The sequence below is a fragment of the Streptomyces sp. NPDC004327 genome (assembly GCF_042873935.1).
Lineage (GTDB): Bacteria > Actinomycetota > Actinomycetes > Streptomycetales > Streptomycetaceae > Streptomyces.
The window spans coordinates 338,818-351,956 of sequence record NZ_JBIAME010000004.1 but is presented as its reverse complement, the minus strand read 5'-3'; the positions used below and the strand labels follow the sequence as shown (position 1 = coordinate 351,956).

12 protein-coding genes are annotated in these 13,139 nt (G+C 75.4%); 4 read left to right on the top strand and 8 right to left on the bottom strand.

Annotation, left to right across the window (positions count from 1 at the left end; translation table 11 throughout):
• The first annotated feature begins 32 nt into the window (after positions 1-32).
• The 3 genes from ACFYU9_RS15870 (at position 33) to ACFYU9_RS15860 (ending at position 2,821) form a co-directional block, all read left to right on the top strand.
• Positions 33-995 carry a serine/threonine dehydratase gene (locus ACFYU9_RS15870; RefSeq protein ID WP_389345073.1) on the top strand — a complete coding sequence of 321 codons (963 nt, stop codon included), beginning with the start codon at positions 33-35 and terminating at the stop codon, positions 993-995.
• 4 nt (positions 996-999) lie between these two features.
• Complete coding sequence (locus tag ACFYU9_RS15865; RefSeq protein WP_389213251.1) at positions 1,000-1,515, top strand: NUDIX domain-containing protein; 516 nt, start codon at positions 1,000-1,002, stop codon at positions 1,513-1,515.
• Between the two features lie 100 nt (positions 1,516-1,615).
• Entirely contained in the window at positions 1,616-2,821 is a 1,206-nt protein-coding gene (locus ACFYU9_RS15860) for an AI-2E family transporter (RefSeq protein ID WP_389345071.1), read from the top strand.
• Between the two features lie 31 nt (positions 2,822-2,852).
• Here the strand turns inward: ACFYU9_RS15860 and ACFYU9_RS15855 are convergent, their stop codons facing one another.
• Complete coding sequence (locus ACFYU9_RS15855; RefSeq protein WP_389213247.1) at positions 2,853-3,740, bottom strand: DMT family transporter; 888 nt, start codon at positions 3,738-3,740, stop codon at positions 2,853-2,855.
• Between the two features lie 70 nt (positions 3,741-3,810).
• Between ACFYU9_RS15855 and ACFYU9_RS15850 the strand changes: the two genes are divergently transcribed.
• Entirely contained in the window at positions 3,811-4,665 is an 855-nt protein-coding gene (locus ACFYU9_RS15850; protein WP_389345069.1) for a LysR family transcriptional regulator, read from the top strand.
• A 109-nt stretch (positions 4,666-4,774) separates the two neighbouring features.
• Here the strand turns inward: ACFYU9_RS15850 and ACFYU9_RS15845 are convergent, their stop codons facing one another.
• From ACFYU9_RS15845 to ACFYU9_RS15815, 7 genes are all read right to left on the bottom strand, one after another.
• Positions 4,775-5,989, bottom strand: a complete 1,215-nt coding sequence (locus ACFYU9_RS15845) for a CaiB/BaiF CoA transferase family protein (RefSeq protein WP_389213243.1) — start codon at positions 5,987-5,989, stop codon at positions 4,775-4,777.
• Between the two features lie 84 nt (positions 5,990-6,073).
• Entirely contained in the window at positions 6,074-7,963 is a 1,890-nt protein-coding gene (locus tag ACFYU9_RS15840; RefSeq protein ID WP_389345067.1) for a helix-turn-helix domain-containing protein, read from the bottom strand.
• 105 nt (positions 7,964-8,068) lie between these two features.
• Positions 8,069-8,914: a 3-hydroxybutyrate dehydrogenase gene (locus ACFYU9_RS15835; protein WP_389345065.1), complete on the bottom strand. Its 846-nt coding sequence runs from the start codon at positions 8,912-8,914 to the stop codon at positions 8,069-8,071.
• 55 nt (positions 8,915-8,969) lie between these two features.
• On the bottom strand, positions 8,970-9,452 hold the full coding sequence (locus ACFYU9_RS15830; RefSeq protein WP_389345063.1) for an NUDIX domain-containing protein: 483 nt from the start codon (positions 9,450-9,452) through the stop codon (positions 8,970-8,972).
• A 185-nt stretch (positions 9,453-9,637) separates the two neighbouring features.
• Positions 9,638-11,269 carry an apolipoprotein N-acyltransferase gene (gene lnt / locus ACFYU9_RS15825; protein WP_389213235.1) on the bottom strand — a complete coding sequence of 544 codons (1,632 nt, stop codon included), beginning with the start codon at positions 11,267-11,269 and terminating at the stop codon, positions 9,638-9,640.
• Positions 11,270-11,666: 397 nt separating this feature from the next.
• On the bottom strand, positions 11,667-12,233 hold the full coding sequence (locus ACFYU9_RS15820) for a hypothetical protein (RefSeq protein ID WP_389345061.1): 567 nt from the start codon (positions 12,231-12,233) through the stop codon (positions 11,667-11,669).
• A 69-nt stretch (positions 12,234-12,302) separates the two neighbouring features.
• Entirely contained in the window at positions 12,303-13,091 is a 789-nt protein-coding gene (locus ACFYU9_RS15815; protein ID WP_389213229.1) for a glutamate racemase, read from the bottom strand.
• Between the last annotated feature and the right edge of the window lie 48 nt (positions 13,092-13,139).

Below are 13,139 nucleotides of genomic sequence, written 5' to 3'. Positions count from 1 at the left end.
CGTCCGTGACGCCTGTGACGCCTGTGACGCCTGTGACGCCTGTGACATACGACGAGGTGAGGCGCGCCACCGAGCGGATCGCCGGTCTCGTCCGCCGCGTCGCCGTCGTGCCCGCGGCGGACGCGGGCGACGGACCGGAGGTGTTCCTGGCCCTGGAGTTCCTCCAGCACACCGGCTCCTTCAAGGCCCGGGGCGCGCGGAACTTCCTGCGCGCCCACGCCGAGTCCGGCACCCTGCCGGAAGCCGGCGTGACCATCGCCTCGGGCGGCAACGCGGGCCTGGCCTGCGCCTGGGCGGCGCGGGAGCAGGGCGTGCGGGCGACGGTCTTCCTGCCCGAGACCGCGCCTCGGGTGAAGGTCGACCGGCTGCGCGGTTACGGGGCGGACGTCCGGCTCGTCGGCACGGAGTACGCGGAGGCGCTGGCCGCCTGCGAGGCGTTCGCGGCCGGCAGCGGGGCGCTCGCCTCACACGCGTACGACCATCCGCTCGTCGCCGCCGGCGCCGGCACCCTGATGGAGGAGATCCACCGGGCGGTCCCCGGTCTCGACACCGTCGTCGTGTCGGTGGGCGGCGGCGGGCTGTTCGCGGGCGTCGCGGCGGCCGCTGGACACCACGGCGTCCGTACGGTGGCGGTCGAGCCGGAGAACTGCCGGGCGCTGCACGCCGCGCTCGCCGCCGGCGGGCCCGTGGACGTGCCCGTGGACTCCGTCGCCGCCGACTCCCTCGGCGCCCGCCGCGCGTCCGCCGCGGCCGTCCACGCCGCCCGCCGCTCCGGCGTCCACTCGGTCCTGGTCCCGGACGCCGAGATCGTCCGCGCCCGCCGCGCCCTCTGGGACACCCACCGCCTCGCCGTCGAGCACGCCGCCGCCACCGCCTACGCGGCCCTCACCGCCCCCGGCCCGGACTACCGCCCGGCCCCGGGCGAGAAGGTGTGCGTGGTCCTCTGCGGCGCGAACACCGACCCGTCGGACCTGGCCGCGGCCCCGGGCCGGTGACCGGATGACACCCTTCACCCGGCTGAAGCTGCGGGTCGCCGCCCTCGTCTACTGCGGCCACGACATCGCCCTCATCCGCCGCGACCGCGCCGGCTCCGTCCACTTCACCCTGCCGGGCGGCAACGTCGAGCCGGGCGAGGAGCTGCCCGCGGCGCTCGCCCGCGAACTCCGGGAGGAGCTGGGCCTTGACGTCGGGCGGGCACAGGGCGGCGAGCTGGTGTGGACGGGCGACCAGCGGGTCAGCCGGCCCGGGCCGACACCCCCGCCGCGCAAGCTGCATCTGATCTACCGGCTGCGGATCGGCCCGGAGGTGCGGGCCGGGCTCGCCACGGAGGAGCTGGACGAGCTGCCGGACGGCTCGTACGAGACCGGGCACATCGTGTGGCGCGACCACCGGACGGTCGCGGAGCTGCCGCTGTTCCCGCCGATCGGGCCGCGACTGGCCCGGCTCGGCCCCCGGACCACCGTGACCGACGCGGCGCTGCCCGCCGTCACGGACGCCACCTACCGCTGGGTGTAGCGGACGAGCCCCGGCCGGACGCCGGTGGGGGCGCGACCCGGTCGGGGGAATGTCGGGGCCGGGGCGTGGGGCGGGCGCGTCCCGGTGGTACGTCGAGGCCATGCAGCCAGGCACTCCTCCCGCGGTCGCCCCGTTCCTCCGTACGGCCGCCGCGTACGCGTGGCGGCTGCTCGTCGTCGGCGTGCTCTTCTACGCGCTGTTCGCGATCCTCGGGCGGTTCCACGAGGTCGGGGTGGCGCTCTTCCTTGGCCTGGTGATCACCGCACTCCTCCGTCCGGTCGCCGACATCGTCGCGAAGGGGCTGCCGCGCCCGTTCGCGGTGGCGCTGACCCTGCTGGGCAGCATCGCGCTGGTGCTCGGGATCCTCACCCTGGTGGGCGAGGCGGTGGCGGGCGAGAGCACGACGCTGGCGCGGGAGTTCCGGGACGGTGTGGGACGGATCGAGCACTGGTTGCAGCGGCCCCCGTTCCGCCTCAATCCGCGGGCGCTCTCCGACGTGCAGTCGCGGATCGGGGAGTTCCTGTCGTCGCACCGCGCGACGCTGCTGAGCCAGGCGCTGAGCGGGGCGAGCCGGCTGATCGCCGTGCTGGCCACGCTCGTGCTCGCGCTCTTCTCCTCGGTGTTCTTCATCCATTCGGGTGACCGGCAGTGGGCGTGGTTCCGGGACCAGTTGCCGGCTTCCGTGCAGGGCCGGGCCGACCTGGGGGCGCGGGCGGCGTGGCGGACGCTCACCGGGTACACGCACGGGATCGTGCTCGTCGCGGCGACGAACGCACTCCTCGTCGGGATCGCGCTGTGGGTGCTCGGGGTGCCGCTCGCCGTACCGCTCGCGCTGCTCGAGTTCGTGGCGGCGTTCGTCCCGCTGTTCGGTTCGCCGGTCGCGCTCGCCGTCGCGGCCGTGGTCGCGCTGGCGTCGAAGGGGCCGCTGGTGGCGGCGATCGTGATCGTCCTGATCGTGGTGATCGGCCAGATCGAGGGGCATCTGCTGCATCCGCTGGTGATGAGCTGGGCGGTGCGGCTGCACCCGCTGGTGGTGGCGATCTCGGTCGTCGCGGGGACGATCGCGGCCGGCATCGTGGGCGCGGTGGTGGCGGTGCCCATGGTGTCGGTGGTGTGGTCGGCGTACACCGCCCTGCGGGATGCCCGTGCCGCCGAACGGGCCCTGGCCGAGGACGCCGCCGGCCAGTCGGACGACGGTGCCGAGGAGGAGGACCCGGAGGAACGCCCGGCGGAGGGCCCGGAGGAACGCCCGGCGGAGGGCCCGGAGGAACGCCCGGCGGAGGGCCCGGAGGACGAGTCCTCCTAACGTCCTCCTAGAGGTCCTCCGGGAGGACCGCTCAGCGTGGCGAGGTGGCGATGCTGACGACGTTGGCGGTGACGACGGCGCCGATGGCCGCCGCGTCGGCCCAGCCGAGGTGCTGGCCGAGGCCGATCCAGCCGACCAGCGCGGCGAGCACCGGGTTGACGCTCATGAAGAGGCCGAAGGCCGCCGGGGGCACCTGCCGCAGGGTGAACAGGTCCACGAGGTAGGGGACGGCCGAGGCGAGCACGCCGGCGGCGACGGCGTAGCCGAGGGAGGCGGCGGTCGGCGGGTGGCGCAGGGCGACGACGAGGCCGACGGGCAGGAACATCACGGCGGAGATCCCGGCCGCGGCGGCGCTGCCCTGGGCGCCGGGGATACGGCTGCCGACGGTGCGGTTGAGCAGGATGTACGCGGCCCAGCAGCAGGCGCCGAGGAGACCGGCGCCCATGCCGAGGTAGTCGGTGGTGGGCTGCGGCCGCATGAGGGTGACGACCCCGGCGGCGGCGAGCACGGCACAGCACGCGTCGACCCGGCGGCGGGTGGCGGCGAGCGCGATGGCCAGCGGGCCGAGGAACTCCAGGGTCACGGCGAGGCCGAGGCCGACCCGGTCGATGGCCGTGTAGAGGGAGAGGTTCATGGTGCCGAACACGACGGCGAGGGCGAGCACGGGCCGCCACTGGTGCCGGGTGAACTCCCGCAGCCGGGGGCGGCCGACGGTGAACAGGACGATCGCGGCGACGTACTGGCGGACCGCCACGACCCCGACCGGGCCGAGCACGGGGAAGGCGAGGGAGCCGGTCGCGGCGCCGATCTGGGTGGACAGGCCGCTGCCGAGCATGGCGGCCACACCGGCCGGGGAGGTGCGGTGCGGGTGTCCGGCGGTGGTGACCGGCCCGGTGGCGGTGGTGGGGGCTGTGGGCATGTCCAGGATCGTCCTCCCGCCTCCCCCTTGCACAAAATGCATGCGCGGAAGACATCTATACGCTTGACGTATGGATGTGGAACTGCGGCAGCTGCGCTGTCTGGTCGCGATCGTCGACGAGGGCACCTTCACGGATGCCGCCCTGGCGCTCGGCGTGTCCCAGGCCGCCGTGTCCCGGACCCTGGCCGCTCTCGAACGGGCGCTGGGCGTGCGGCTGTTGCGCCGCACCTCCCGTTCGGTGACGCCGACGGCCACGGGCGTACGGGTGGTGGCGCACGCCCGGCGCGTCCTGGCCGAGGCGGACGAGCTGGTCCGCGAGGCCACGTCCGGGGAGCCCGCGCTGCGGATCGGCTACGCCTGGTCGGCGCTCGGCCGGCACACCCCGGCGTTCCAGCGGCTGTGGGCCGTCGCGCACCCCGGCACGGAGGTGCAGCTGGTCCGGGTGAACACGTCGAGCGCCGGGCTCGCCGAAGGCTCCTGCGACCTGGCCGTGCTGCGCAGACCGGTCGAGGACCGGCGGTTCGACTCGGCGATCGTGGGCCTGGAGCGGCGGCTGTGCGTGATGGCCGCCGACGATCCGCTGGCCCGGCGCCGCTCCGTACGGCTCGCCGATCTGAGCGGGCACACGCTGCTCATCGACCGGCGCACCGGCACCACCACCCCGGACCTGTGGCCGCCCGACGCCCGGCCGGCGACGGAGGAGACCTACGACGTGGACGACTGGCTCACCGCGATCTCCACGGGCCGCCGCATCGGCATGAGCGCCGAGGCCACCGCCAACCAGTACCGCCGGCCCGGTGTCGTCTACCGCCCGGTGCGCGACGCCGAGCCGGTCGCGGTGCGCCTGGCCTGGTGGCGCGACGACCCGCACCCGGCCACCCAGGCGGTGATCGAACTGCTCACCGGCCTGTACCGCACGGCCTGACGGGCCGCGCCGGGACGAGCGGGAACCCCGGCGCGGTCGCCTGTACCGCACGGCCTGACGGGCCGGGCCGGGACGAGCGCGAGCCCAGGCCCGGTCACGGGACCGGCGGTCAGATCGCTCCGGCGGCCCGCAGGGCGTCGATCTCGGTGGCCGTGCGGCCCAGCTCCGCCAGGATGCTCTCCGTCTGCTCGCCGACGGCGGGCACGGCTTCCATGCGCGGGGCGGTGCCGGACAGGTCGGCCGGCGGCAGCAGGGCGGGCACCTGGGCGCCGCCGGGTATCGCGACGTCCCGCCAGCGCTCGCGGGCGTCGAGCACCGGGTGCGCCAGGAACTCCGCCATGTCGTTCACGCCCGCGTTCGCGATGCCCGCTTCGTCGAGGAGCTTGCCCGCCGCGGCGCTGTCGAGTCGGGTGAAGCGCTCGGCGACCAGGGCGTCGAGCTCGTCGCGGTGGGCGACCCGGTCGGAGCCGGTGGCGAAGCGCGGGTCGTCGGCCAGCTCGGGCCGCTCCAGGAACCGCCCGCACAGGGCGGCCCATTCGCGCTCGTTCTGGACGGAGAACAGCACCTCCTTGCCGTCTGCGGCGGTGAACGCCCCGTAGGGCGCGATGGTGGCGTGCCGGGTGCCGATGCGCGGCGGCTGGGTGCCGCCGTAGCGCGTGTAGTAGGCGGGCTGGTGCATCCACTCGGCCAGCGCCTCGAAGAGGGACACCTCCACGGCGCGGGCGACGCCGGTGGTGGCGCGGGTGAACAGGGCGGTGAGGATGCCGCTGTACAGGTACATCCCGCCGGCGATGTCGGCGACCGACACCCCGGCGCGGGCCGTGCCGTGCTCGTTGCCGGTCAGCGACACCAGACCGGTCTGGCACTGCACGAGCAGGTCGTACGCCTTGCGCCGGGACCACGGCCCGCTGGTGCCGTAGCCGGACAGGCCCGCCGTGATCAGCGAGGGGAACCGCTCGGCCAGGGCCTGCGGTCCGAGGCCGAGACGGTCGGCGGCGCCGGGTGCCAGGTTCTGGACGAAGACGTCGGCGCGGCCCAGCAGTTCCTCCAGGACCGCGCGCCCGCCGTCCGTCTTCAGGTCGAGGGTGATCGACTCCTTCGACCGGTTGAGCCACACGAAGTAGCTGGACTCGCCGTGCACCGTGGTGTCGTAGCGGCGGGCGAAGTCGCCGTCGCCGGGGCGCTCCACCTTGATGACGCGGGCGCCGAGGTCGGCGAGCTGGCGGGTGGCGAAGGGGGCGGCCACGGCCTGTTCGAGACTGACGACGGTGATGCCGGCGAGCGGCAGCGGATCCTGTGCGGGCTGCGCGGGCGGTGCGTTCACGGGGCGGCCTTCCATGGGCGGTGCGGGGGCGATGCGGGCTCCGGGAGCCGGGGTGCGGCGCCGCCAGGCCCTTCACACGCCGGTTCAGCGTATGACGGCGTCCGACAGGGCGTGCAGGCGGAGGGCGAGTTGTATCTCCAGGGCGCGGGCCGGGGACTGCCAGTCGGGGCCGAGCAGCCGGCCGATCCGGTCGACGCGCTGGGCGACGGTGTTCACGTGGACGTGCAGGTCGTCCTTGGTGCGGGCGGGGCTCATGCCGCTCGCGAAGTAGGCGTCCATGGTGCGCACCAGGTCCGTGCCCCGGCGCCGGTCGTAGGCGACGACCTGGCCGATGGTGCGTTCGACGAAGCCTTCGATGTCGCGGGCGTCGGCGAGCAGCAGGCCCAGGAATCCCAGGTCCTCGGCGGCCGCGCCCTCGCCCTGACGGTGCAGCAGGCGCAGCGCGTCCAGGCAGCGGCGGGCCTCCGCGTAGGCGGGGGCGACCCGCTCGGGGTGGGCGAGGGGTGCGGTGACGGGTGCGGAGGCGCCGACGGTGACGGGCTCCCGCAGCGCGCCGCCCAGGTGCCTCGCGGTCTGCCGGGCCAGATCGGCGGCGCGTTCGCCGGGGCCGAGCGGCAGCAGCAGGACCGTACCGCCGTCGCGGGCCGAGGCGAGGCCCTGGCGGGTGGCGGCCAGATGAGAGGCGGCCGAGCGCAGCCGCTGCCGGTCGGCGCTCTCCCGGCCCCCGGCGTCCGGCTCCGTCCCGGCGCCGGCCCGGTCGATGCGGGCGGCGAGCACCACGTGCGGAGCGTCGGTGTCGGTGCGCAGCCGGGCGGCGCGCTCGCGCAGCAGGCGCCGGTCGCGATCGGGCGCGTCGAGGAGATCGTCGAGCAGCTCGCCGCGGACCCGCTGCTCCGCCTCGCCGGCGGAGCGGCGGGCGAGCAGCAGCAGGGAGGTGACGAGGGCGGCACGCTCCAGGGTGCGCAGGTCGACGGGGTCGAGGTCGGGCCGCTCGCGCAGCACGAGGGCGCCGAAGGTCTCGCCGCCGGCGGAGACGGCGGCCACCCAGTCGTCGCCGTCGCGGGTGGCGTGCCCGGCGGAGATCCGGGCGGGGCCGGGGCGCTCCTCGGCGAACTGGACGTCGCCGCCGAGGACTTCGGAGACGGCGGCGGCCACGTCGTGCACTCCGCCGCCGCGCAGCACCAGTTCGGTGAGCCGGTCGTGAACCTCGGAGGCGCGCTCGATGACGCCGCTGTGCTCGCGGATGATGCCGTTGGCCCGCTCCAGCTCGGCGAGGGCGGAGCGGGTCTCGGCGAGCAGGTTGGCGGTGTCGATGGCGACGGCCGCGTGCGCGGCGAAGGAGCCGAGCAGCGCGACCTGTTCGCGTTCGAAGACGCGGGCGCGCCGGTCGGCGGCGAAGAGGACGCCGATGACCTGGCTGCCGAGGGTGAGCGGGACGCCGAGGATGGCGACCAGGCCCTCGTCGCCGACGGCGCTGTCGATGGCCTCGGTGTGCTGGAAGCGGCCGTCCTGGAAGTAGTCGTCGGTGACGTAGGGCCGGGCGGTCTGGGCGACGAGTCCGCCGAGCCCCTCCCCCATGCCGAGCCGGACCTGCTGGAAGCGGGCCGAGACCGAGCCCTCGGTGACCCGCATGTAGGTGTCGCCGCGCACCGGGTCGTTGAGGCTGAGGTAGGCCACCTCGGTGCCGAGCAGGGAGCGGGCGCGCTGCACGATGGCGCGCAGCACGTCGTCGAGGTCGCGCAGGCCCGCGAGGTCGTGCGCGGTCTCGAAGAGCGCGGAGAGCTCGGCCTCGCGCCGCCGCCGGCCCTCCAGCTCGGCCCGGACCCGCAGGGCGAGCTGCTTGGCCCGCTCGAGCTCGGCCAGCTCCGCGGGCCCCGCGCCGCCCGCGCGGGCGAGCAGCACGGGGCGGTCGTACGCCTCGGTCGGGGCGCCGCGGGCCAGCAGCTCCAGGTAGGCGGCCTGTTCGTGGGTCATGGTCACAGGGATACCTGTCGTACGGGGGGTCGCACCAGCCCTGTGGACAACCGCCTGTGGACAACGGGGAGGGGCGTCGGCCGGGATCGCGGCGGCGTCCGGGTGTCAGTGGGCCGTCCAGCCGCCGTCGAGGGTGAGGGAGGCGCCCGTCACGAAGGAGGAGTGCGGGCCGCAGAGGTAGAGCACGGCCTCGGCGACCTCTTCGGGCTCGATCAGCCGCTTCAGCGCCGAGTCCTTGAGCAGCACGTCGGTCAGGACCCGGTCGGCGGGGATGCCGTGGGCGGCGGCCTGGTCGGCGATCTGCCGTTCGACGAGGGGCGTGCGCACGTAGCCGGGGTTGACGCAGTTGGAGGTGACGCCGTGCGGGGCGCCTTCGAGGGCCGCGGTCTTCGACAGGCCCTCCAGTCCGTGTTTGGCGGCCACGTACGCCGACTTGTAGGCGGAGGCGCGCAGTCCGTGGACGGAGGAGATGTTGACGATCCGGCCCCAGCCCCGCTCGTACATCCCGGGCAGCGCGCCCCGGATGAGGCGGAACGGTGCCTCCAGCATCACGGTGAGGACGGTGTGGAAGACGTCCGGCGGGAAGTCCTCGATGGGGCGGACGAGCTGGAGTCCGGCGTTGTTCACCAGGATGTCGGTGCCGGCGGCGCTGGCCTCGGCGGCGTCGAGGTCGGTGAGGTCGAGCAGCCGTGGCTCGACCCGGCCGGGCAGTCCGCGGGCGGCCTCGGTCAGCGCGTCGAGTCCTTCGGCGGCCCGGTCGACGGCTCTGACGAGGGCCCCGGCGGCGGCGAGCCGCAGCGCGCAGGCGCGGCCGATGCCGCCGGCCGCGCCGGTGACGAGCGCGGTGCGCCCGGAGAGGTCGGGGCCGTCGGACCCGGGGACGGTGCGGGCGGCGGGCCGGGGCGCGGGGGCCGGGTCCGGCGCGGGGCCTGTGGTGATGGGGGCGCTCATGCTCCGCACCTTAGGGAGCCGCTCACCCCCGACCGATGTGCGCCGGACACACAGTTCAGCCCAGTGCCGTGGTGTCGAACCACGTGGGTTCGTCCTTGAGGGCCTGCTCGATCCGGAAGTGGGAGAAGCGCTTCATCTCGGGCAGCGCGTCCAGTTCGAACCAGCCGACCTCGGTGGACTCGTCGTCGTTGACCCGCGCCTCGCCCCCGACGGCCCGGCAGCGGAAGGAGACGTCCATGAACTGGCACTGGTCGCCGTTGGGGTAGACGACGGGCTTGCGCAGGGTCTGGACGAGCACGATCCGCTCCACCTCGCAGCGCACGCCGGTCTCCTCGTACACCTCGCGGACGGCGCAGGCGGCGGGCTGCTCGCCGGGCTCGACGATGCCGCCGACGACGGCCCACATCCCGGTGTCCGCGCGGCGTCCGAGCAGCACGCGTCCGCAGTCGTCGAAGACGACGGCGGACACGCCGGGCAGGAAGAGCAGCTGGTGGCCGGCGGAGACGCGCAGGTCGCGGATGAAGTCAGGGGTGCCCATGACTCGACCCTAGATCATCTCCGCCGGGGCCCGGATCGGACCCGTCGCCGGACCCGTCGCCCGGACCGGCGGCCCGGACGGGCAGGACGGGCCGGACGGGCCGGACGTATCGAGCCGGGCGGATCTGAGGGTCACGCGGATCGGCCCGGTCAGGCGGATCGGACGGTTCAGGCGGCTCGGGCCGGTCAGGCGGTGCGGCTCCGGCGGGCGCGCACGGAGCGCGTCACCGACCAGCCGAGGCCGCCCGCCGCGACCAGGAGGAGCAGCATCTCGGGCAGGATGCCCATCCGGGTCGCCGGGGTCAGCGAGGACCGCAGGGGCACCTTCTCAACCAGCACGTCGGGCGTGAACAGCTTGGTCTGCGCGACGATCGTCCCGTCGGGCCGGATGACCGCGCTGACGCCGCTGGTGACCGGCACGACCACGCTGCGGCTGTGCTCGACGGCGCGCACCCGGGACATGGCGAGCTGCTGGTAGGTCATCTCGCTGTGGCCGAAGGTGGCGTTGTTGCTGGGCACGGTGATCATCTGGGCGCCGTGCGTGACGGTGTCCCGGACGGCCCAGTCGAAGGCCGCCTCGTAGCAGGTGGCGAGACCCACCTTCGTACCGGCGAGGTCGAAGACGCCGACCTTGTGGCCGGGGCCGAAGTCGCGGCGGACCCGGTCGACGTCGCTGCTGAAGATCCGCACGAAGGACCGCATCGGGATGTACTCGCCGAAGGGCTGCACGTGCCGCTTGTCGTACTCGGCGACCGGTCCCTTCTTCGGGTCCCACTCGATGAGGGTGTTGCGCAGCGGGCCGGTCGGCGGGGCGATCACGGCGCCGATCACCGTGGGCGCGTCGATCTGCGTCACGGCCTCGCTGATGACCTCGAACGCGTCGGGGTTGGCGTACGGGTCGATGTCGGAGGAGTTCTCCGGCCAGAGCACGAAGTCGGGCTGCGGCTTGCGGCCCGCCTTGACGTCGGCGGCGAGTTCCTTGGTGCGGTTGGCGTGGTTGTCGAGGACCGCGCGGCGCTGGGAGTTGAAGTCGAGGCCGAGGCGGGGCACGTTGCCCTGCACGGCGGCGACGGTGGCGGTGCCGTCCTCCGGCGCGTCCGACACCAGCGGCAGCGCGGCGAGCGCGCCGGTGACCGGTACGAGGACGGCGAGGGCGGCGGCGAGCAGCGGACCGCGCGGCCGGGGGGCCGGGGCCGGCTCCTGCGTCGGGGCGGCGGCGCGCCGGGCCAGGACCTGGCGGAGCACCTCGTACAGGCCGAAGCCGCACAGCGCGACGGCGAAGCCGAGCACCGGGGTGCCGCCGACGGCCGCGAGCGGCAGGAAGAAGCCGTCCGCCTGGCCGAAGGCGATCTTGCCCCAGGGGAAGCCGCCGAACGGCACGCGCGCGCGTGCCGCCTCGCCGGCGATCCAGACGGCGGCGGCGAACACCGGCCATGCGGGCAGCCGCGAGACGGCGGCGATGCCGAGGCCCACGACCCCGATGAACAGCGCCGACACGGCGGACAGCGCCAGCCACGGCAGCGGTCCGACCTCCTCGCCGGTCCACACGAGCAGCGGCAGCAGGAAGCCGAGGCCGGCCAGGTAGCCGAGGCCGAAGCCGGCCCGGAGCCGGCGGCCGCGCAGCGTCCAGCCGAGCAGCGCGAAGGCGGGCAGGGCCAGCCACCACAGGGGCCGGGGCGGGAAGCTCAGGAACAGCAGCAGTCCGGACAGCGCGGCCGCGCCCGGGCGCAGCAGGCGCCGCAGGCCACGGCCCCGCGCGCGAGCTGCGGCGGGGACGGGGGACTCGGGCACGTCGGCCGGGGCGATGGTGGTGCTCACGTGCCGGAGTCTACGGCGCGCGGCGCGCCCGGCAGGAGCGCGGTGCGAATTCGCGCGCCCCCTCGCCGCGCGCGGGGCGGGGCGCCTCCCGCGCGGGGCGGGGCGCCCCGGGCCGAAGGGCCGCCGGGCCGGGCGTCGCGCGCGGTCCTGCAATGTCCGGAACCAGCCCCTCGGTCGCGCCCCTCACGCCCCGGCCCGCGAGCACCGTGCGGCTCGGCCGGCCCTCCGCCGGCCCGGCCGGCGCGCGGACTCCCGCCTCCGCGGCAGAACGCGAGCCCGGCGCGTACCCCTCACGCGTCCTCCTCGACCCTCCGGGCGGCCTCAAGCTGCCCTCCGGTCCGGCCGCCCGAGCGCCCCGGGCCCGCACACCCGCCGGCCCGCGCGCCCGCGCCCCTGCTCAGGCGCTCGCGTGGCCCGTCGGCGCCGGCGGACCGGCCGGGCGGAGGAGGGCGCGGATGGCGCGGACGGCGGATTCGGCGTCGTCGACGGTGACGGTGAAGGTGCGGCCGTCGCCGAGGCGCAGGACGAGTGCCTCGCCGCGGCGGACGACGACGGCCGTGCCCTTCTCGGGACGCCAGCGGTAGCCCCAGCCGCCCCACTGGCGCGGAGTGACGGAGGGCGCGAAGTCGGCGTCGACGACGTGGGAGAGCGGGATGCGGCGGCGCGGTACGCCGATGTGGCCGCAGCGGACCTCCATGCCGCGCTGGTCGACGCGGACGGCGACGTGCACGAAGGCGAGCGTGCCGAACAGCACGAGCAGTCCGGCGGCGACGCAGCCGATGACGGCCATGAGGAGCGGTGCGATGCCGGTCGTCCAGGACGACCTGACGGCGAGCGCGATGCCCAGCGCCATGCAGGCGACCCCGGCGACGGCCGGGAGCCATTGCATCCGGTTGGTCGCGCGTCCGGTCCAGACCGGGGGTGCGGGTCCCTCGGGACCCTGGTTCACAGAGTGGTCCCTCATGGTGACAGCCTACGCACGTTCCGTTGTCACGCCTCTCGGCGCAGCCATCGGGGTGGGACCCCGCGAGGCTCAGCCGGTGACGGTCGCCGCCGCCAGGGAGCGGCCCTCGGCGTAGCTCAGCGCGGCCTTCGACAGCTCGCCGGTCCGGCCGCTCAGGAGGACGGTCAGACCGCCGGTCGGGGCCGCGGCCGGGTCGGCCCCGGCGCCGATCCGCCGCAGCGCCTGTGCGGCGACTGCCCCGGCGGAGCCGTGCAAAACGACGGGCGGGTGTTCGCCGCCGCGGTCCAGGGCGGCCCGGATGAGTTCGGCGACCAGCTCGTAGTGGGTGCAGCCGAGGACGACGGCCCGGACGTCCGGGGGCGTGAGCGCGGCCGCGGCGGCGACGGCACGGCGCACGGCGTCCTCGTCGTCGTACTCGACGGCGTCGGCGAGGCCGGGGCAGGGCACCTCGGTGACCTCGGCGCCGTTCGCGAAGTCGTCGATCAGTCCGCGCTGGTAGGGGCTGCCGGTGGTGGCGGGCGTGGCCCAGATGGCGACCTTGCCGCCGCCGACGGCCGCGGGCTTGATCGCGGGCACGGTGCCGATCACCGGGATGCGGGGCTCCAGCGCGGCGCGGAGTGCCGGCAGGGCGTGCACGGTGGCGGTGTTGCAGCCGACGATGAGCGCGTCGGGCCGGTGCTCGGCGGCGGCGCGGGCGACGGCGAGGGCGAGCTCGACGATCTTCTCGGAGGTGTGCGGGCCCCAGGGCATGCCGTCGGGGTCGGAGGAGAGCACCAGATCGGCGTCGGGCCGCATGCGGCGGACGGCCGCCGCTGCCGGGAGCAGGCCGATTCCGGAGTCCATCAGTGCGATCTTCACCCGGTCACCCTAGCCGACCACCCTTGATTACCCGGCGATCTGGGGCAG

What these genes read in the sequence shown, in the direction of transcription:
- ACFYU9_RS15865 (WP_389213251.1), top strand. Translation starts at nt 1,000, where the DNA reads ATGACACCCTTCACCCGGCTGAAGCTGCGGGTCGCCGCCCTCGTCTAC.
- ACFYU9_RS15835 (WP_389345065.1), bottom strand. Translation starts at nt 8,914, where the DNA reads ATGAGCGCCCCCATCACCACAGGCCCCGCGCCGGACCCGGCCCCCGCG.
- ACFYU9_RS15850 (WP_389345069.1), top strand. Translation starts at nt 3,811, where the DNA reads ATGGATGTGGAACTGCGGCAGCTGCGCTGTCTGGTCGCGATCGTCGAC.
- ACFYU9_RS15820 (WP_389345061.1), bottom strand. Translation starts at nt 12,233, where the DNA reads ATGAGGGACCACTCTGTGAACCAGGGTCCCGAGGGACCCGCACCCCCG.
- ACFYU9_RS15830 (WP_389345063.1), bottom strand. Translation starts at nt 9,452, where the DNA reads ATGGGCACCCCTGACTTCATCCGCGACCTGCGCGTCTCCGCCGGCCAC.
- ACFYU9_RS15860 (WP_389345071.1), top strand. Translation starts at nt 1,616, where the DNA reads ATGCAGCCAGGCACTCCTCCCGCGGTCGCCCCGTTCCTCCGTACGGCC.
- ACFYU9_RS15855 (WP_389213247.1), bottom strand. Translation starts at nt 3,740, where the DNA reads ATGCCCACAGCCCCCACCACCGCCACCGGGCCGGTCACCACCGCCGGA.
- ACFYU9_RS15840 (WP_389345067.1), bottom strand. Translation starts at nt 7,963, where the DNA reads ATGACCCACGAACAGGCCGCCTACCTGGAGCTGCTGGCCCGCGGCGCC.